The organism is Streptomyces sp. NPDC048211, from assembly GCF_043202315.1.
Taxonomy (GTDB): domain Bacteria; phylum Actinomycetota; class Actinomycetes; order Streptomycetales; family Streptomycetaceae; genus Streptomyces.
This window is the reverse complement of sequence record NZ_JBIDAD010000004.1, coordinates 90082-107914: the sequence shown is the minus strand read 5'-3', so window position 1 is coordinate 107914 and position 17833 is coordinate 90082. Positions and strand designations below refer to the sequence as shown.

15 protein-coding genes are annotated in these 17833 nt (G+C 71.4%); 7 read left to right on the top strand and 8 right to left on the bottom strand.

Going from position 1 to position 17833, the window contains the following annotated elements:
* Positions 1–372 precede the first annotated feature (372 nt).
* The gene (locus ACGFZA_RS16810) at positions 373–1524 is read left to right on the top strand and encodes an acyltransferase family protein (RefSeq protein ID WP_393679846.1); all 1152 of its coding nucleotides are present in this window, start codon (positions 373–375) and stop codon (positions 1522–1524) included.
* A gap of 88 nt (positions 1525–1612) precedes the next feature.
* On the opposite strand, the gene ACGFZA_RS16805 is transcribed toward ACGFZA_RS16810, so the two are convergent.
* Positions 1613–2098: an HD domain-containing protein gene (locus ACGFZA_RS16805; protein ID WP_385270904.1), complete on the bottom strand. Its 486-nt coding sequence runs from the start codon at positions 2096–2098 to the stop codon at positions 1613–1615.
* Between the two features lie 204 nt (positions 2099–2302).
* On the opposite strand from ACGFZA_RS16805, the gene ACGFZA_RS16800 reads away from it, so the two are divergent.
* Positions 2303–3466 carry a cation:proton antiporter gene (locus ACGFZA_RS16800; RefSeq protein WP_385271884.1) on the top strand — a complete coding sequence of 388 codons (1164 nt, stop codon included), beginning with the start codon at positions 2303–2305 and terminating at the stop codon, positions 3464–3466.
* Between the two features lie 50 nt (positions 3467–3516).
* Here the strand turns inward: ACGFZA_RS16800 and ACGFZA_RS16795 are convergent, their stop codons facing one another.
* Positions 3517–4662 carry a PP2C family protein-serine/threonine phosphatase gene (locus ACGFZA_RS16795; RefSeq protein WP_385270907.1) on the bottom strand — a complete coding sequence of 382 codons (1146 nt, stop codon included), beginning with the start codon at positions 4660–4662 and terminating at the stop codon, positions 3517–3519.
* A 105-nt stretch (positions 4663–4767) separates the two neighbouring features.
* Here ACGFZA_RS16795 and ACGFZA_RS16790 point away from each other — a divergent pair, with 105 nt between their 5' ends.
* Positions 4768–6000 (top strand): GNAT family N-acetyltransferase, encoded by a 1233-nt coding sequence (locus ACGFZA_RS16790; protein WP_385270910.1) that lies wholly within the window; start codon positions 4768–4770, stop codon positions 5998–6000.
* Between the two features lie 41 nt (positions 6001–6041).
* Here the strand turns inward: ACGFZA_RS16790 and ACGFZA_RS16785 are convergent, their stop codons facing one another.
* Both ACGFZA_RS16785 and ACGFZA_RS16780 read right to left on the bottom strand, forming a co-directional pair.
* The gene (locus ACGFZA_RS16785) at positions 6042–6851 is read right to left on the bottom strand and encodes an Fpg/Nei family DNA glycosylase (protein WP_393679843.1); all 810 of its coding nucleotides are present in this window, start codon (positions 6849–6851) and stop codon (positions 6042–6044) included.
* A gap of 85 nt (positions 6852–6936) precedes the next feature.
* Positions 6937–7425, bottom strand: a complete 489-nt coding sequence (locus ACGFZA_RS16780) for a ribose-5-phosphate isomerase (protein WP_393679841.1) — start codon at positions 7423–7425, stop codon at positions 6937–6939.
* Positions 7426–7656: 231 nt separating this feature from the next.
* Here ACGFZA_RS16780 and ACGFZA_RS16775 point away from each other — a divergent pair, with 231 nt between their 5' ends.
* On the top strand, positions 7657–9117 hold the full coding sequence (locus ACGFZA_RS16775; RefSeq protein ID WP_393679839.1) for an amino acid permease: 1461 nt from the start codon (positions 7657–7659) through the stop codon (positions 9115–9117).
* Between the two features lie 87 nt (positions 9118–9204).
* Positions 9205–10503 (top strand): FAD-binding oxidoreductase, encoded by a 1299-nt coding sequence (locus ACGFZA_RS16770; RefSeq protein WP_393679837.1) that lies wholly within the window; start codon positions 9205–9207, stop codon positions 10501–10503.
* On the opposite strand, the gene ACGFZA_RS16765 is transcribed toward ACGFZA_RS16770, so the two are convergent.
* Entirely contained in the window at positions 10484–11080 is a 597-nt protein-coding gene (locus ACGFZA_RS16765) for a biotin transporter BioY (protein WP_148018696.1), read from the bottom strand. The genes ACGFZA_RS16770 and ACGFZA_RS16765 overlap by 20 nt on opposite strands.
* 412 nt (positions 11081–11492) lie before the next feature.
* Here ACGFZA_RS16765 and ACGFZA_RS16760 point away from each other — a divergent pair, with 412 nt between their 5' ends.
* Positions 11493–12911, top strand: coding sequence for an amino acid permease (locus tag ACGFZA_RS16760; RefSeq protein WP_393679835.1), 1419 nt, complete (start codon positions 11493–11495; stop codon positions 12909–12911).
* A 206-nt stretch (positions 12912–13117) separates the two neighbouring features.
* A complete protein-coding gene (locus ACGFZA_RS16755) occupies positions 13118–13759 on the top strand; it encodes a superoxide dismutase (RefSeq protein ID WP_385270926.1) in 642 nt (213 codons plus the stop codon).
* Between the two features lie 150 nt (positions 13760–13909).
* Here ACGFZA_RS16755 and ACGFZA_RS16750 read toward each other — a convergent pair whose 3' ends face one another.
* The 3 genes from ACGFZA_RS16750 to ACGFZA_RS16740 all read right to left on the bottom strand — a co-directional run bounded on the left by ACGFZA_RS16750 (position 13910) and on the right by ACGFZA_RS16740 (position 17761).
* On the bottom strand, positions 13910–14800 hold the full coding sequence (locus ACGFZA_RS16750) for a DUF4232 domain-containing protein (RefSeq protein ID WP_393679832.1): 891 nt from the start codon (positions 14798–14800) through the stop codon (positions 13910–13912).
* A gap of 143 nt (positions 14801–14943) precedes the next feature.
* Entirely contained in the window at positions 14944–16407 is a 1464-nt protein-coding gene (locus tag ACGFZA_RS16745; RefSeq protein WP_393679830.1) for a pyridoxal phosphate-dependent decarboxylase family protein, read from the bottom strand.
* Complete coding sequence (locus ACGFZA_RS16740; RefSeq protein ID WP_393679828.1) at positions 16397–17761, bottom strand: MFS transporter; 1365 nt, start codon at positions 17759–17761, stop codon at positions 16397–16399. The genes ACGFZA_RS16745 and ACGFZA_RS16740 overlap by 11 nt, the downstream gene beginning before the upstream one ends.
* Positions 17762–17833: the final 72 nt, after the last annotated feature.

The window sequence follows — 17833 nt, the reverse complement described above, 5'->3', positions numbered from 1 at the left end:
GACCTGTCGATATCGCGCCATCTTGCGCCCCCTGCGCCCCCTGTGCGCCGGTCACTTGACGGTCCGGCATCCACGCACGGGCCGTGCGGCAGCAGGGCCGGCGCCGGAGCGCCCGCACGCGAGAGATCCCTGTGCCCGGGCAATTGCAACGGTGATCGTTTCCGCATCCACACACTTCATTCACAGGCAATTCCTACGCGTCGGCGAGACGTAATTCACCTTGCTCAACTGCCTGGCGATATGCGCCATTTAAGCGGGATTAACACGTGCATAGCGGACAGTTTTCGATGGTTTGGCATTTAATCGAACGGGAACACGCAATACCCGACGACAGTTTTACGAATTGCAATCGAGGCGTCTAGGGTGCCTGAGATGTTCCAAGCTCCGAACGTATTCGAGAGGGCCACGCTCCCACCGGCGACCCGGGAGTCGGAGCCCAGACGCACAGCAGCGGTGATCACGAAGGACGGTCCGACACCGTCCTCGGCCCCGCCCGCGGCGGCGGCGGCCGCGAAGAGGCGTGACGCCTACTTCGACAATGCCAAGTACCTGGCCATCGTGCTGGTCGCGGTGGCCCACTCATGGGTACCGGTCATGGAGGGGAGCAGGGCCGCCCGTGCGCTGTACATGGTGACCTACACCTTCCACATGCCGGCCTTCATCATCATCTCCGGCTATTTCTCGCGCTCGTTCGACATGAGCCCGGCCAAGGCGAAGCGCCTGATCACCGGCGTCGCCGTGCCCTACGTGGTGTTCGAGACGGCCTACACGCTGTTCCGGCGTTATGCGGGCGACGAACCCGACGCGGCGATCAGCCTGACCGACCCGTGGTACCTCGCCTGGTTCCTGATCGCGCTGTTCATCTGGCGGCTCACCACCCCGCTGTGGCGCAGCATGCGCTACCCGCTGACGGTCTCCCTCGTCATCGCCGTCCTCGCCTCCGTCACCCCCGGCATCACCGAGCACCTCGATCTGCCGCGCGTGCTGCAGTTCCTTCCGTTCTTCGTGCTCGGCCTCCAACTCAAGCCGGAGCACTTCCAGTTGGTGCAGCGCCGCGAGGTGAGGCTGCTGGCCCTGCCGCTCTTCGCCAGTGCGCTGGCCGTCGCCTACTGGGTGGCGCCCCGGTTGACGACGGACTGGTTCCTGCGTGACTTCTCCGCCCAGGAGATGGGCTCACCCTGGTGGTCGGGCGTGGTGATGACGCTCGCCCTGTTCGGATGCGCGACGCTGCTCACCGCCGGGTTCCTGTCCTGGGTCCCTCGGCGCCGCATGTGGTTCACGGCGCTCGGAGCCGGCACGATCTGCGGCTATCTGCTGCACGGGTTCCTGGTGAAGGGCGCCGAATACACCGGCGTCTTCGACCGGAACGACTGGCTGATCTCGCCGACGGGTCTGGTGCTGGTCACCGTCGTCGCCTCGACGGGGGTGACCCTGCTGTGCACACCGCCGGTGCGGCGCGCCCTGCGGTGCGTGACCGAGCCGGACATGAACTGGGCGTTCCGTCGGGACTCCACGAAGTCCTGAGGGGCGGCCCCGGGAGCGGAACACCTCACCGGACACCTGGATACGCCGGAGCCCGGCCCGTTCGCGGGCCGGGTTCCGGCGTGTTGGCTCAATCCCGTTGGTCGGCGGGTGATTGCGGGGTGGTGAGCCCGAGCAGCCTCCGTACCAGCGCATACTTTTCGGTCAGCCGGGTACGGGTCGCCGCGTCCAGCTCCGCGAGGCGGGCCGGGTCGGCGTTGTGCGCGAGATCGGCCTCCTTGATCAGCAGGGCGCCGGGCGTGGCCAGGATCCGCCGGGTGTACGCCGTCAGGTCCTCGCCGTCCCGCTTGGTGACGGCCAGCACCATGTCCTTGACCTGCTGCGGAAGTGCGGCATCGGCCAGCCACCGCTCCGTCAGGGCGTCGTCCTCGACCGCGTCGTGCAGCCAGGCCGCGGCGATCTGTCCGTCGCTGCCGCCCCGCGCCCGCACCCCCTCGGCGACGGCCGCGAGGTGTTCGCCGTAGGGCCTGCCCGCCTTGTCCCGCTGCGCGGCATGGGCCTCGCGGGCGATGGCCTCGACTTCGGTCAGGGTCAGCTGTGCGCGTGATGCGGTCATGACCCGACCCTACGAGCGGCCGCCCCGCCGCCCACCCCTGCGGACGGCCGCGCTCCCCGTTGTCCACCCCTCCGTCGCGAGGCGACCGGGGCGAGCTCAGTTGCAACGTCAATCGTTCGGTAAACTAATTACTGACGATTTCTTGACGCTCTCTTGACCCAACTAAGGATCAGGCTCATCGGACACGCAGACACGCTCATCGCCATGGGCGGCGCCTTCCTCGCCGCCGCCGTCCTCGCCCGCGTCGGCAGCCGCATCGGGCTGCCCACCATCCCGCTGTTCATCCTGGCCGGAATCCTCCTCGGCCCGCACACCCCCGGCATCGTCCTCGTCGCCGACCCGCACGACCTGGAGATGCTCTCGGCACTCGGCCTGGTGCTGCTCCTCTTCTACCTCGGCCTGGAGTTCCACCTCGACGACCTCAAGGCGGGCGGCCGCAAGATGGCCGTCGCGGGCGGCACCTATCTCGCCCTGAACGTCGGGGCCGGGCTCGGCTTCGGCTTCGCGCTCGGCTGGGGCACGTCGGAGGCGCTGGTCCTCGCCGGGGTGCTCGGCATCTCGTCGTCGGCCATCGTCACCAAGGTCCTGGTCGACCTCGGCCGCATCGGCAACGCGGAGACCAAGCCGATCCTCGGCATCATCGTCGTCGAGGACGTGTTCCTCGCCCTGTACCTGGCGGCCCTCCAGCCCATCCTCTCGGGCGCCGACAGCCTCGCGTCGGCCGCGGTCGACGGCGGCAAGGCCTTCGGTTTCCTGCTGGTTCTCGCGCTGGCCGCCCGGTTCGGCACCAAGGTCATCGGCAAGCTCATCAACACCCGGGACGACGAACTGCTCGTCATCTCCTTCCTCGGCGCCGCCGTCCTGGTGGCCGGCATCTCCGAGTGGTTCGGGGTCGCGGACGCCATCGGCGCCTTCATGGTGGGTCTGATGCTCGGCAGCACGACCTCGGGGACGCGCATCCTCAAGCTGGTCCATCCGCTGCGGGACGCCTTCGGCGCGATCTTCTTCTTCGCCTTCGGCCTCTCCATCAACCCGGGCGATCTGCCGACCGTGCTGTGGCCGGTACTGGCCGCCGTGGCGGTGACCCTCGCCATGAACGTCGTGGCCGGGCTCGCCGCCGCCAAGGTCTACGGATTCGGCCCGCAGGCCACCGCGAACATCTCCACGACCCTCGTGGCACGCGGCGAGTTCGCCCTGATCCTCGCCACGATGGCGGCCGGTGCGGGCCTGGACGAACGGCTCTCCCCGTTCATCGCGGGCTACGTCCTCGTCCTCGCGGTCCTGGCCCCCCTGGCCGCCGGGCGCTCCCACTGGCTGGCCCGACTCCTGCCCGGCGGGCGCGAAGCGGTGCCGCTCCCGATCCGGTGACGGTCCCCGCCGCGTTGACGTACGTCCGGTTCGAACCGGTTGTGCACGGTTCAGGATCTGCGTGACAGCAGCAGCAGCGCCCGGTCGTCGTTGACGTCCTTGGCGCAGGCCTCGATGAGATGCCAGGCCGCGCCCTCGAAACCCGTGGCGACATAGCGGTCGGCCTCGCCGGTCAGCCGGTCGATGCCTTCCGCGATGTCACGGTCGGAGGCCTCGACCAGTCCGTCGGTGAACAGCATCAGGACGTCGCCGGGGGCCAGGTGGCCCTTCACGGCGTCGAACTCGGCCCCGTCGTACACCCCGAGCAGCGGGCCCTCCGCCGCCATCTCCTCCCACTGGCCGCTGCCGGCGTGGAGCTGGAGGGCGGGCGGGTGGCCCGCCGAGAGGAGCTCGTAGTCACCGGACTCCAGGTCCAGCACCAGATGGATCGACGTGGCGAAACCCTCGTCCCAGTCCTGGCGCAGCAGATAGCCGTTGGCCGCGGGCAGGAAGCCGTGCGGCGGCAGCGATCCGAGGAGTCCGCCGAAGGCTCCGGAGAGCAGCAGCGCCCGGGAGCCGGCGTCCATGCCCTTGCCGGAGACGTCGGTGAGCACGGCCTCCAGCGTGCGGCCGCCGTGGGTGCGGGCCGCGACGACGAAGTCCCCGGAGAAGGACTGGCCGCCCGCCGGGCGCAGCGCCATCTCGCGGTGCCAGCCCTGCGGGAGGCGGGGCAGCGCGCTCTGGACCCGGATGCGTTCGCGCAGGTCGAAGAGCATGGTGCCGCCGCGCCGCCACGGCACGCCGACCCTGGCTCGGAACTGGGCGAGGATCAGGCCCAGGAATCCGCAGGCCGCGACCGTCAGCACGGTGCCCGGGGTGACCCGGGCCGGGCCGTCCTCGTACGGACCGAGCCACAGGGCCTCCACGATCAGGGCCGCGGCCGCGGTCGCGTACAGCCCGAGCAGGCTGGCGGGCCGCAGCAGCAGGCCGCCGGCGACGATCGGCAGGACGAGCACGGTGGGCGAGCACCACAGCGGGTTCAGCAGCGTGCCGCAGGTGATGGCCGGGATGGTCAGCAGCAGGCCCGCCAGAGCGATCCAGTCCGAGCCGTCCCCGCGGAAGTAATCGACCCCGGACCTGCGCAGCGTGGTGCGTACCCGGTGCGCCGATTTCCGCAATCGGGCCGGGTACGTCTCTGCTCCTGCGCGTCGGGCCATTGCGGGGACCTTATCCACCCCGGGGGCTCCGGTGCAGGGGGACCCCTGTGACAATGCGTTCGAAAACGACTCGCCCGGCCGCGAAAGCCCTGGTAGGGATGGCATATGACAACAGAGCTCCGTGTATTGCGACCGTCCGAGTGGGACCAGTGGTTCTCGTCCCTGGAGCTCGCGTTCGGAGGGACCCAGGAGCCCGCCGAACAGCGCGAGCAGTACCGGTCCGTGACCGAGTGCGAGCGGTCGATCGGGATCTGGGACGGCGACGACGTGGTCGCGACGGCGGGAGCGTTCAGCTTCCGGGTGGCCGTGCCCGGCGGGGCGATGGTTCCGGCGGCCGGGGTCACGATGGTGAGCGTCGCGTCCACGCACCGCAGGCGCGGTCTGCTGACCGCGATGATGCGCCGCCAGCTCGACGACGTACGGGCGCTGGGCGAGCCGATGGCCGTGCTGACGGCGTCGGAGCCGGCGATCTACGGCCGGTTCGGGTACGGGACGGCGACCCGCCAGATGTCCCTGGCGATCGACACGGACCGGGTGCGGCTGAGCCTGCCCGAGGGCACCGACGAGGTCCGGCTGCGGTACGCGCGCAAGGACGAGGCGGTCGCCGCGTGCGAGAGCGTGTACGCGCGACTGGTGCCGGGACGTCCCGGCACCCCGGCCCACGGCCCCGGCTGGGAGCGCAAGTCGCTGATGGATCCGGAGAGTTCACGCGCGGGCGGCTCGGCGCTGCAGTGCCTGCTGGCGGAACGTGACGGCGAACTCGTCGGCTACACGAACTACCACATCAAGCCGGACTGGGACAATGCGGGCCCCAAGGGGCGCATCGTGGTGAGCGATCTGGCGGCCCTCGACCCGGCGGCCTACGCGGCGCTCTGGCAGTTCCTCTTCGCGATCGACCTGACATCGACGGTCGAGGCGCGGAACCGGCCGACGGACGACGCGGTGCTGCACCTGGTGTCGGACGTACGGCGGTGCGACATCCGGCAGCGGGACTCGCTCCATCTGCGACTGGTGGACGTGGGCGCCGCGCTGGAGGCGCGGACCTACCGGGGGCCGCTGAACGTGGTGTTCGAGGTCGAGGACGCCTTCTGCCCGTGGAATGCCGGGCGTTGGCGGCTGAGGGCCGACGCGAAGGGCGGCGCCTCGTGCAAGCGCACCGAGGACCCGGCGGATCTGGCGCTTTCGGTACGGGAGTTGGGCTCCGCCTATCTGGGCGGCGAGGCGCTGAGCTCGATGGCCATGGCCGGGCGGGTACGGGAGCTGCGGGCCGGGGCGGTGGCGGAGGCGTCGTCGGCGTTCCTGTCCGACGTGGCCCCGTGGCTGCCGCGGGGGTTCTAGGGCGGTCTGCCGCGTCCTCACCCGCCGTTCGGGCCCGCCCGTCAGCGGGACTGGCAGCCCGGGCACCAGAACAGGTTCCGGGCCGCCAGGTCCGCCGTACGGATCTCCGAACCGCAGATGTGGCACGCCTGGCGTGCGCGCCGGTAGACGTACACCTCGCCGCCATGGTCGTCCACGCGCGGCGGGCGGCCCATCGCCTCGGGCAGGTGCTCGGGGCGCACGGTGTCGATGCGGTTGTTCCGTACGCCCTCGCGCATCAGCGCGCCCAGGTCCGCCCAGATCGCGTCCCACTCGCGGCGGGTGAGGTCCTTGCCGGCCCGGTAGGGGTCGATACCGTGCCGGAACAGCACCTCCGCGCGGTACACGTTGCCCACGCCCGCGACGACCTTCTGGTCCATGAGCAGGGCGGCCACGGTGATCCGGCTGCGGGAGATCCGCTGCCAGGCCCGCTCGCCGTCGTCGCCGGGGCGCAGCGGGTCGGGGCCCAGCCGGTCGTGTATCGCGCGCTTCTCGGCGCCGGTGATCAGCGCGCATGTGGTGGGGCCGCGCAGATCCGCGTAGTGCGCGTCGCTGAGGATGCGCAGCCGGACCGTGTCGGTGGGCGGCGGGGCCGGGGCCGTACCGAAGCCGAGCTTGCCGAACAGGCCGAGGTGGATGTGGACCCAGCCGGTGTCCTCGAAGCCGAGGAAGAGGTGCTTGCCGTGGGCGTCCGCGGCGTCCAGCACCCTGCCGTCGAGCAGGGCGGCGCTGTCGGAGAACTTCCCCTGCGGGCTGCTCACGCGCACCGGCCACCCGGCGAACCGGTCCCGGTGGTCGTCCGCGAGGCGGTGGATGGTGTGTCCCTCGGGCACGGCTGCGGTTCCCCTCGGTGAGGCGCGGGCGGACATGGCTGTGCCGCCGGGGGTACCGGCGGCACGGTTCAGGATATGGGGCCGGTCAGCCCTGCTGCGGGTGGTGGGCCGGGATCGGGGGGAGCTCGCCGGTGTTCTCGTACGCCGAGAGCATCTCGATGCGGCGGGTGTGCCGCTCCTCGCCCGAGTACGGGGTCGAGAGGAAGATCTCGACGAACTTGGTGGACTCCTCGGCCGTGTGCATGCGGCCGCCGATGGAGATCACGTTGGCGTTGTTGTGCTCGCGGCCCAGTGCGGCGGTCTGCTCGCTCCAGGCGAGCGCGGCGCGGACGCCCTTGACCTTGTTCGCGGCCATCTGCTCGCCGTTGCCGGAGCCACCGATCACGATGCCGAGGCTGTCCGGGTCCGCGGCCGTCTTCTCGGCGGCGCGCAGGCAGAACGGCGGGTAGTCGTCCTGGGCGTCATAGATGTGGGGACCGCAGTCGACGACTTCGTGGCCCTGTGCCTTGAGCCACTCGACGAGGTGGTTCTTGAGTTCGTAACCGGCATGGTCGGATCCGAGGTACACGCGCATGTGAGGAGTGTGGCACGAGCGACGCCGGGTAACCGACGACGGGGTGCGGTGTGCCCCCGATGTGCGGGCCCCGTGTGCGCAACGCCACTGAGGCAACGATCCGGTCAACGAACCGGAGTAAGGGGTTCCGCTTTCGGGGTTCGCCGGGCTTCAATGCATCGCTCGCCGCTCCGCCACCACGGGGCGGCCGGCAACGCAACCGAGTGATCCGAAAACGTAAGGATTCGATCCATGACGTCGCAGACGACTCTGGCAGGGCCGGGCCACCAGCCCGACGGGCCGGACCGTTCGGACCGGACGGAGCCCCAGGACGGGCTCCAGGCCGGTCTCAAGAACCGTCACCTCTCGATGATCGCGATCGGCGGTGTGATCGGCGCGGGCCTGTTCGTGGGCTCCGGGGCCGGCATCGCCGCCGCCGGACCGGCCATCCTGCTGTCGTACGCACTGGTCGGCCTGATGGTCGTCTTCGTGATGCGGATGCTCGGCGAGATGGCGGCCGCCCGCCCCGCATCGGGCTCCTTCTCCACCTATGCCGACCAGGCACTGGGCCGCTGGGCCGGATTCTCGATCGGCTGGCTGTACTGGTTCTTCTGGGTCGTGGTGCTCGCCGTCGAGGCCACGGCGGGTGCCAAGATCCTGGAGAGCTGGGTGCCGGGCGTGCCCCAGTGGGGCTGGGCCCTGATCGTGATGCTGGTGCTGACCGCGACGAACCTGGTCTCGGTCGGTTCGTACGGTGAGTTCGAGTTCTGGTTCGCCGGGATCAAGGTGGTCGCGATCGGCGCGTTCGTCGTCGTCGGCCTGCTCGCCGTCTTCGGTGTGCTGCCCGGCTCGGACCACGCCGGATCGGGCCTTTCCCACCTCACCGACACCGGCGGCTTCTTCCCCGAGGGTCCGGGCGCGATCCTCACCGGGGTGCTGATGGTCGTCTTCTCCTTCATGGGCAGCGAGATCGTGACCCTGGCGGCCGGCGAGTCGGAGAACCCGCAGCGCGCCGTCCAGAAGGCCACCAACAGCGTCATCTGGCGTATCGCCGTCTTCTACCTGGGCTCGATCTTCGTCGTGCTGACACTGCTGCCGTGGAACGACCCGTCGATCCTCGAAAAGGGCAGCTACGTCGCGGCGCTCGACGTCATCGGCATTCCGCACGCCGGCCAGGTGATGGACGTCATCGTGCTGACGGCCGTGCTGTCCTGCCTCAACTCCGGCCTCTACACGGCCTCCCGGATGGCGTTCTCGCTCGGCGGCCGCGGTGACGCCCCCAAGGCGTTCGCCCGGACCAACAAGCGGGGCGTGCCGCAGGCGGCGATCCTCTCCTCCGTCGTCTTCGGCTTCGTCGCCGTCTTCTTCAACTACCAGTGGCCCGACACCGTCTTCGCGTTCCTGCTGAACTCCTCCGGCGCGGTCGCCCTCTTCGTCTGGCTGGTCATCTGCTTCACCCAGCTGCGGATGCGCGGCATCATCCTGCGCGAGTCGCCGGAGAAGCTGGTCGTACGGATGTGGCTCTTCCCGTATCTGACCTGGGCGACCATCGCGATGATCTCGTTCGTGCTGGTCTACATGCTGACCGACGACGCCGGACGCGAGCAGGTGCTCCTGTCGCTGCTGGTCGCGGTGCTGGTCGTGGCCGTCTCGCTGGTGCGTGAGGCGCGCAGGCGCCGCAGCGGTGAGCCGGCCGCGACCGGCCAGAAGTGATCATCCATACCTGACGGACTTTGTCAGGTATACCGGGGAGGCTCTCCTTCGCAAGCGCACCGAGCGAGCGACTGGAGAGCCTCCGCCATGACTGCCGTCCCCACCGGTTACCAGACCGGTTTCGCGATCCGCCCGGACCTCGTCGTCGAGGCCGCCGGGGCCGAGGATGTCCGCGCCGCCGTGGCACGTGCCGCACGGGACGGCCTCCGGGTGGGCGTCCACGCCACCGGGCACGGCCTGGCCGGGGACGTCGAGGGCGGCGTCCTGATCGTCACCCGCGCCATGGACTCGGTCCTGGTCGACCCGGTGCGCCGCACCGCCCGGATCGGCGCGGGTGCCACCTGGGGCCAGGTGATCGAGGCCGCGGCCCCGCACGGGCTCGCCCCGCTGAACGGCTCCTCCCCCGGCGTCGGCGCCGTCTCGTACACGCTCGGCGGCGGTCTGGGGGTGCTGGCCCGGGAGTTCGGCTACGCCGCCGACCTGGTCCGCTCGTTCGACGTGGTGACCGGGGACGGGGTGCTGCGTCACGTCACGGCCGAGGACGAGCCCGAGCTGTTCTGGGGGCTGCGCGGCGGCGGACACCGGCTGGGCGTGGTGACCGCGATGGAGACCGGGCTGGTCCCGGTGGCCCGGCTCTACGGCGGCTCGATCGCCTTCGACGGGGACGGGGAGGCCGGCGCGGAGGTGCTCCGGCGTTATCTGGAGTGGTCCCGGTCCGTGCCCGCGGCGCTGACCTCCTCGGTCGGCGCGCTCGTGTACCCGGACCTGCCGCAGGTGCCGCAGGAGTTGCGCGGCCGGTACGTGCTGTCGGTGCGGGTCGCGTACACCGGCTCCGCGGCCGAGGGCGAGCGCCTCGTCGCGCCGCTGCGGGGCGTCGGACCCGCACTGGCGGACTCGCTGCGGGAGATGCCGTACACCGAGAGCCACACCATCCACAGCGACCCGCCGTTTCCGCACGCCTACTACGGGGACGGGCTGATGCTGAGCGGGATCGATCCCGGCCGTGCGGCGCGGGTGCTGGAGCTGACCGGCCGGAAGGCGCCGACGATGACCGTGGTGCAGCTCAACCACCTGGGCGGCGCACTGGCCGCCGCGCCGGCCCCGGCCGGCGCGGTGCCCTACCGGGACGCCGGCTTTCTGCTGCGGCTGCTGTCACCGCTGGACGGTACGGACGTGGCATCGGTGCGGGCGCTGTACGAGCGGGTCGCCGCGGTCCTGGGGCCGCTGGTCGTCGGCCGGTCACTGAACTTCTCCTTCGGCGGCGGGGACCGCACCGAGGGCCTCCACGACCCGGAGACACGCAAGAGGCTCGCCGGTCTGGTGTCGCGTCACGACCCGGCGAGCCTCTTCGGTGGGAGCTACGGCATCAGCCGCGACGGCCGATGAGCTTCCAGGACGCGGGCAGCGCGCCCATGGCGAGCGCGGCCTTCAGCGCGTCGCCGAGCAGGAACGGCGTCAGACCGGCCGCGATCGCGGCGCTCGCCGACATGCCGGTGGACAGCGCCAGGTAGGGCACGCCGACCGCGTAGATGATCGCCGAGCCGAGCACCATCGTGCCCGCGGTGCGCAGCACCGAGCGGTCGCCGCCGCGGCGGGCGAGGCCGCCGACGACGGTGGCGGCGAGCAGCATGCCGAGCACGTAGCCGAAGGAGGCGCCGCCGGCGCCCGAGCTGCCTGCGGAGAACCACGGCATGCCGGCCATGCCGACCAGCGCGTACACGGCGAGAGCCAGGAAGCCGCGACGGGCGCCGAGCGCGGTGCCGACCAGGAGCGCGGCGAAGGTCTGGCCGGTGACCGGGACCGGGGAGCCCGGGACCGGGACGGCGATCTGGGCCGCTATGCCGGTCAGCGCGGCGCCGCCGAGCACCAGGGCGGTGTCCACGGCGTAGCGGTGCCGGGCGGCGGGCAGCAGATCGGCGAGGACCGCTCCGGTACGGACGGGGGCGGCGGCAGCAGTGCTCATCGGGACTCCGCGGGGGTGAGGGCAGGTGGGGACAGACTGAGGCTGACGTTAGCCGACGGACCATCGCCGGATCACCATCAGCGGCCGACAAAGCGGCGGTTGAGGGATTGGTGGGGTTCGCACAAAGGACGGCACGCAATCACGTCGAGGCGTGATGCTCGTCACTGAGGTGGGGGCGGATTACACCCTCGGCTCCGGGGCAGGCCTGGAGGGGGACGACTGTGAATTCCCTCTAAAGGACCGGTGGATGGCGGCGGGCACCTCGTCGAGGCCGGGTGTGAGCCCTGTGTGAGCCTGGTGCCCGTATAGCGGACGGCTGTTCCCTGTGAACGGCGTGCGTGTTCAGACTGTGCACACGTCCCCCGCCCGTCCCCCCACCTCCCCCGTCTCACCGACCGAACAGAGCTCGTCCATGTCTCGGACCTCCGCGCCTCCCCCCACAGGCTCCCCGGCCGCCGCCTCCGACACCGGAAGCGACTCGGCCCTCACCCACGGACTCAAGCAGCGCCACCTGTCGATGATCGCCCTGGGCGGTGTCATCGGCGCCGGACTGTTCGTCGGCTCCGGAGCGGGCATCGCCGCCGCGGGACCCTCGATCGTCATCGCCTACGCGGTCTCCGGACTGCTGGTCATGCTCGTGATGCGCATGCTCGGCGAGATGTCGGCGGCCAATCCGGCCTCCGGTTCGTTCTCCGTCCACGCCGAGCGGGCGATCGGGCCGTGGGCGGGGTTCACGGCGGGCTGGGCCTTCTGGGTGCTGCTCTGCGTGGCCGTCGGCCTGGAGGGCATCGGCGCCGCCAAGATCGTCACCGGCTGGCTGCCCGGGACCCCGGAGTGGGCCTGGGTGGCGCTGTTCATGGTGGTGTTCCTGGGGACGAACCTGGCCTCGGTGACGAAGTTCGGCGAGTTCGAGTTCTGGTTCGCCGCGCTCAAGGTCGCCGCGATCACGCTGTTCCTGGTGCTGGGGGTCCTGGCGATCCTCGGCGTGCTCCCGGGCACGGACGCGCCGGGCACCGCCAACCTCAGCGGCGAGGGCGGCTTCATGCCGAACGGCTCCGAGGGGCTGGTCATCGGGTTGCTCGCCTCCGTCTTCGCGTACGGCGGCCTGGAGACCGTCACCATCGCCGCGGCGGAGTCCGAGAACCCGGTGCAGGGCGTCGCGAAGGCCGTGCGGACGGCGATGTGGCGGATCGCGCTGTTCTACGTCGGCTCGATGGCGGTCATCGTCACGCTGGTCCCGTGGGACGACGCGAAGGTGGTGGAGGTCGGCCCGTTCTACGCGGCCCTGGACCACCTGGGCATCAGCGGCGCGGCGGAGATCATGAACGTGGTCATCCTGGTCGCCCTGCTCTCGGCGATGAACGCCAACATCTACGGCGCCTCCCGCATGGCCTGCTCCCTGGTCGCCCGCGGCCAGGGCCCGAAGCGGCTCGGCCGGGTCACCTCCGGCGTACCGCGGACCGCGGTGCTGGTCTCGTCCGTGTTCGGCTTCCTGTGCGTGCTGCTGAGCTACTGGCGGCCGGACGACGTGTTCCCCTGGCTGCTCAACATGATCGGCGCGGTGATCCTGGTCGTCTGGATCTTCATCGCGGTCTCCCAGCTGATCCTGCGCGCCCGGCTGGAGCGCGAGGCGCCCGAGAGGCTGGTGGTACGGATGTGGCTCTTCCCGGGCCTGACGGTGGTGGCGCTCCTCGCGATGGCCGGCATCTTCCTCCTGATGCTCCGCCAGCCCGACACCCGCGACCAACTGCTCGCGACGGGCGCGCTGACGGCGGTCCTGATCGTGATCGGAGTCGTACGACAGCGGCATTCCGCGGTGGCGGCGGAGTAGCCCCGCACAGGTAATCCCGGCGCACGAAGCGACGCCGGGCGGGCCGGAGTGATCCGGCCCGCCCGGCGTTTCTTCATGCGCCGGAACGGGCGCGGGCCGTGGACCTACGCCTAAGGGCTGATCCCCTCCCCCCTCCTTCCTGCTGCTAGCCTGCTCTTGCATATAGGTTGCAACAACAACAGTTCAGCAGCTGGAGGGTTCGACTCATGGCCACGTACACGCTCCCGGAACTCCCGTACGACTACGCGGCGCTCGAACCGGTCATCAATCCGCAGATCATCGAGCTCCACCACGACAAGCACCACGCCGCGTACGTGAAGGGCGCGAACGACACCCTGGAGCAGCTGGCGGAGGCGCGGGACAAGGAGGCCTGGGGAGCGGTCAACGGGCTCCAGAAGAGCCTCGCCTTCCACCTGTCCGGCCACATCCTGCACTCGATCTACTGGCACAACATGACCGGTGACGGCGGCGGCGAGCCCCTCGCGGCGGACGGCGTCGGCGACCTCGCGGACGCGATCGGCGACTCGTTCGGCTCCTTCGCGGGCTTCAAGTCCCAGCTGACGAAGGCCGCGGCCACCACGCAGGGCTCCGGCTGGGGCGTCCTCGCGTACGAGCCGGTCAGCGGCAAGCTGATCGTCGAGCAGGTCTACGACCACCAGGGCAACGTCGGCCAGGGCTCGGTGCCGGTCCTGGTCTTCGACGCCTGGGAGCACGCCTTCTACCTCCAGTACAAGAACCAGAAGGTCGACTTCATCGAGGCGATGTGGCGCGTCGTCAACTGGCAGGACGTGGCGAAGCGGTACGCGGCCGCGAAGGAGCGCGCCGACGTCCTGCTGCTCGCCCCCTGACCCGGAGAACCCCCTGACGTCCTGCCTCGTGATCGTCTTCTCAGCCTTCACCGGGCAGGCGGATGAAGGAGGGCCCCCTGCGAGGACGTGACTCGCGGGGGGCCCTCTGTCGTACGGAGGGGGCTCACCGGGCAGCGCCGGAGCGCCGGCTCACCGGGCCGGGGTGTCGTCCTTCGTCCACGGGCCGACGCCGAGCCGGCCCGTGGTCCCGAGGTCGAGTTCCGGGGTCACCGTCACGGGCGCGGCTCCGGCCTTCGCCGTGACCCTGACGTACGGGGCGTTCACCGCGTCGCCCTCCTGGGTGGTGTTGCGCCACGCCAGGGTGGCGTACGCGGACTCGCCCGGCCGCAGCGCGACGGGCCGGGGGGCGGCATCGCCGCCGATCCCGGTGGAGATCTTGTCGGTGCCGTGCAGGATCTGCACGCCGCTCACCGGGTCGCGGTCCTCGTCCAGCAGCTGGAGTCCGGGGTACCCCTCGACCCGGTAGGCGGCGGTGCCGCAGTTGAGCAGGTGGAGGCCGACCACGCGCAGCCCCATGGCGGCGTCCCCCTCGTCGGCCGTGACGCGGATCCCGGAGGGCGGGCAGGCGCCGGCCCCGGAGGAGGCCTCGTCCGCCGCGACGGCCCGCACCTTGATGATCCGGGCCTGCCTCCCCCGGGCCATGACCGGCGCGTCGTCCGTGTCGAGGGTGCGCCGCACGGTCTGGCCGGGCTTCACGGACTCGACCGTGCGCGTGGTGTTGTCCATGGCCTGGCCGGAGTCGTTCACCAGAGTGAAGGTGATGGTGAAGGTGAGTGCTTCCTTCTCGGTGTTGGTGACCTCGTACTCGGTGACCGGGGCCCCGGAAGGGCCGCAGAGCCGGTTGACGAGGGTCACGTTGTCCCATGTCCGGCCCGAGGGATCGGCGACGGGCGAGGCGGATCCGCACGTGGCCGAGGCTGCCGGGGCCCCCGCACCGCCGGCCGCCTCCGTCCCGCATCCGGCGAGCAGCACGGTGCTCGCGAGGGCGGCACACAGGGCGAGAGGGGTGGCGGTACGCATGCGACCAGAAGATCAGGGGACACCCGACCCGGCTGTGCTCCAGGTCACATATCGCGTCACGGTGGCGTCACAACAGCGGCCGGCACCCGGGTCTGTCGCCTTACGGCGGGCGGCAGTTCGGCGACAGGCGCCCGGGCGGGGCGTCAGATCCGGAAGACCGAGCCCACGAACTCCGCGAGCAGCCTTTCCTTCAGCGGCCCGGGAAGCGCGTCCAGCAGGATCAGGACCGGAGCCATCCGCGTCGGGAGCCCGCCGTCGCCGGTGAGCCCCGCGAAGGCCAGCACCGCTTCGATCTCGTCGGGCCCGAGCTTCGACGGATCGAGCCCCGCGGCCAGTCCGGCGAGTGCGGGATCCACCGTGACCGGGGGCAGGGCGCGGGCCACGTCCAGAGCCGTGGCGAGATCGGCGAGCAGGGCGTCCACCTGGCCGACCGTGGCCGGGGTCAGCGTGAGGTGGAGGTTGGGCGGCAGACCGTCGAAGGAGAGCTGCGGCTGGAGGTACCAGCCGCGCTCCCGCATCTCGTCCGCGAGGTGCAGCAGCAGGCTCAGGTCCGGGATGCCGTCCGGCCCGTCCACGAGGGTGAAGGCGACGAGCCCGGCGGCGGGATCGCCGAGCACCCTGACGCCGTCCCTCGTGCGCAGCCCGGCGAGCAGCCGGTCGGACGCCTCGGCGACCCGCCCGGCCAGCGCGGTGTACCCGTCCTCGCCGACGTACCGCAGCACCGCCCATGCCTGCGCCAGCAGTCCGGCGGACTTGGTGCCCTGGACGGTCGGGTTGACGACGGGGTAGCCGGGCCAGCCCGCGTGGGCGAAGTACTGGTGGCGGCGGAGTCCGGCGTCGCGGTAGAGCACCACGGACGCGCCCTTGTCGGCGTAGCCGTACTTGTGCAGGTCAACGGAGAGCGAGGTGACCCCGGGCACGGAGAGGTCGAACGGGGGTATCTCGCGGCCCGCGCGGCGCAGATGGGGCAGGATCCAGCCGCCGATGCAGGCGTCCACATGGCACAGCACGCCCCGCTCGGCGGCGGCCGCGGCGATCTCGGGGACCGGGTCGATCACCCCGTGCGCGTACGAGGGGGCCGAGGCGACGACGAGGGCGGTGCGCGAGGTGATGGCGGCGGCCATGGCCGTGGCGTCGGCCCGGTACGTGGAGCGGTCGACCGGCACCACGACCGTGTCCAGGCCCAGATAGGCGGCCGCCTTGTGGAAGGCGGCGTGGGCGGTGGAGGGGAGCACCAACTGCGCCTCGGTCACACCGCGTTCGGCCTTGGCGTGGTCGCGGGCGGTCTTCACCGCGAGCAGGATCGACTCCGTGCCGCCGCTGGTGAACGTGCCCTGGACTCCCGGCACGCCGAGGAGTTCCGCCGCCGCCCCCACCACGTCGTTCTCCAGGCGGGCGACGCTCGGGAAGACCGTGGGGTCCAGGCCGTTGACGGTGGCGTACGCGCTGTACGCGGCGGCGGCCAGCTCGTCGAGGCCCTCCAGGCCCGCGTCGTAGACGTACGCGAACGTCCGGCCGCCCCGGGTGGGGGCGTCGGCGCCGCGCAGGGCGGCGAGTTCGGCGAGGACGTCCGCGGCGGGGACGGCGGGTGCGGGATCAGTCGGCATGGACGGGCTCTTCCTGGAGTGGGACTCGGTACAGGTGCAGCAGCCAGAGGCTCGCCGCGGCCAGGACGGCGGGCAGCACGCTCATGCCGAGCGCGATCCCCGTCAGGGCCGCCCCGGGCTGGTCCACCCGGTGACCGGCGTCCGAGGACCGGAAGCCGGTCACGGCCAGCACCAGGGCGAACACCCCGGCGCCCAGCGCGAAGGCCAGGGTCTCGGCGGCGGTCCAGAGCCCGGTGAACGTCGCGGCCCGCCGCTTCCCGGTCCGGGCCACGTCGTCGGCGAGGGTGTCGGCCAGCATGGTGAGCGGCAGCAGCTGGAGCCCGGCGTAGGCGATCCCGATGACGGCGACGGACACGTAGCCGAGGGCCGGGCCGGCCTGCCGGGTGAAGGCGAGCGCGAGCGCCCCGGCGAGGTAGAGCAGCGAGGCGCACCACTGGGCGTACCGGGTGGAGCGCAGCCGGGCCAGCCGGTTCCAGAGCGGCATGAACAGCACCAGCGGGCCGATCAGGCAGGCGAAGAGCGGGGTGACGGCACCGGCCGAACCGAGCGTGTACGTGGCGAAGTACTGGACCCCCGCGAGCATCACGCCGATCGCGAGGGCCTGGAGCGTCCACATGGCGACGAGGTGGCGGAAGGGCCGGCTGGAGCGGGCGGCGGCGAGCTGGGCGCGCAGGCTCGGCTCGGCCTCGCTGCGGGCGACGGCCGGGGCCCCTCGGGTGGCGGACCAGGCCCCGAACATGCCGGCGGCGAGGAGCGCGGCGACCGCGAGGCCCATCCGCCGGTAGCTCGCGGGGGTGTCCCCGTCGGCGTGGGCGATGGCCGGGGCGAGCGCCCCGGCCAGCAGGATGGCGGCGCCGAGGAAGGCGACCCGCCAGCCGAGGATCCGGCGGCGTTCGTCCGGGTCCTCGGTCATCTCGGCGGGCATCGTCACGTACGGCACCTGGAAGACGGCGTAGGCGGTGGCGGCGAGCAGGAAGAGCGCCGCCACATAGCCTGCGGCGGCCGCGCCCCGCAGCGGCGGGGCGGCGAAGAGCAGGGCGAAGAGCGGCGGCAGGGTGCAGGCGCCGATCAGCAGGAAGGGCCGGCGTGGCCCGCCGCGCAGCCGGCTGCGGTCGGAGACGGCACCGACCAGGGGGTTGATCAGTACGTCCCAGGCCTTGGGCAGGAACACGGCGGCGCCCGCGACGGCGGCGGGCACGGCCAGCACGTCGGTGAGGTAGTAGAGCAGGATCAGGCCGGGCACGGTGGTGAACGTGCCGGTACAGAGCGAGCCGAGCCCGTAGCCGATCCGGACCCGGCGGGGCAGGCGCGGGGCCGGTTCCGGTGTCACGTCCGTGCGGACGTCGGCTGGCATGCCGCCGATCATGAACGACAGTTCGAGGCTGCGGCAAGGGTCCGGTATGACGTGCGTGTGAACGCGTGCGGG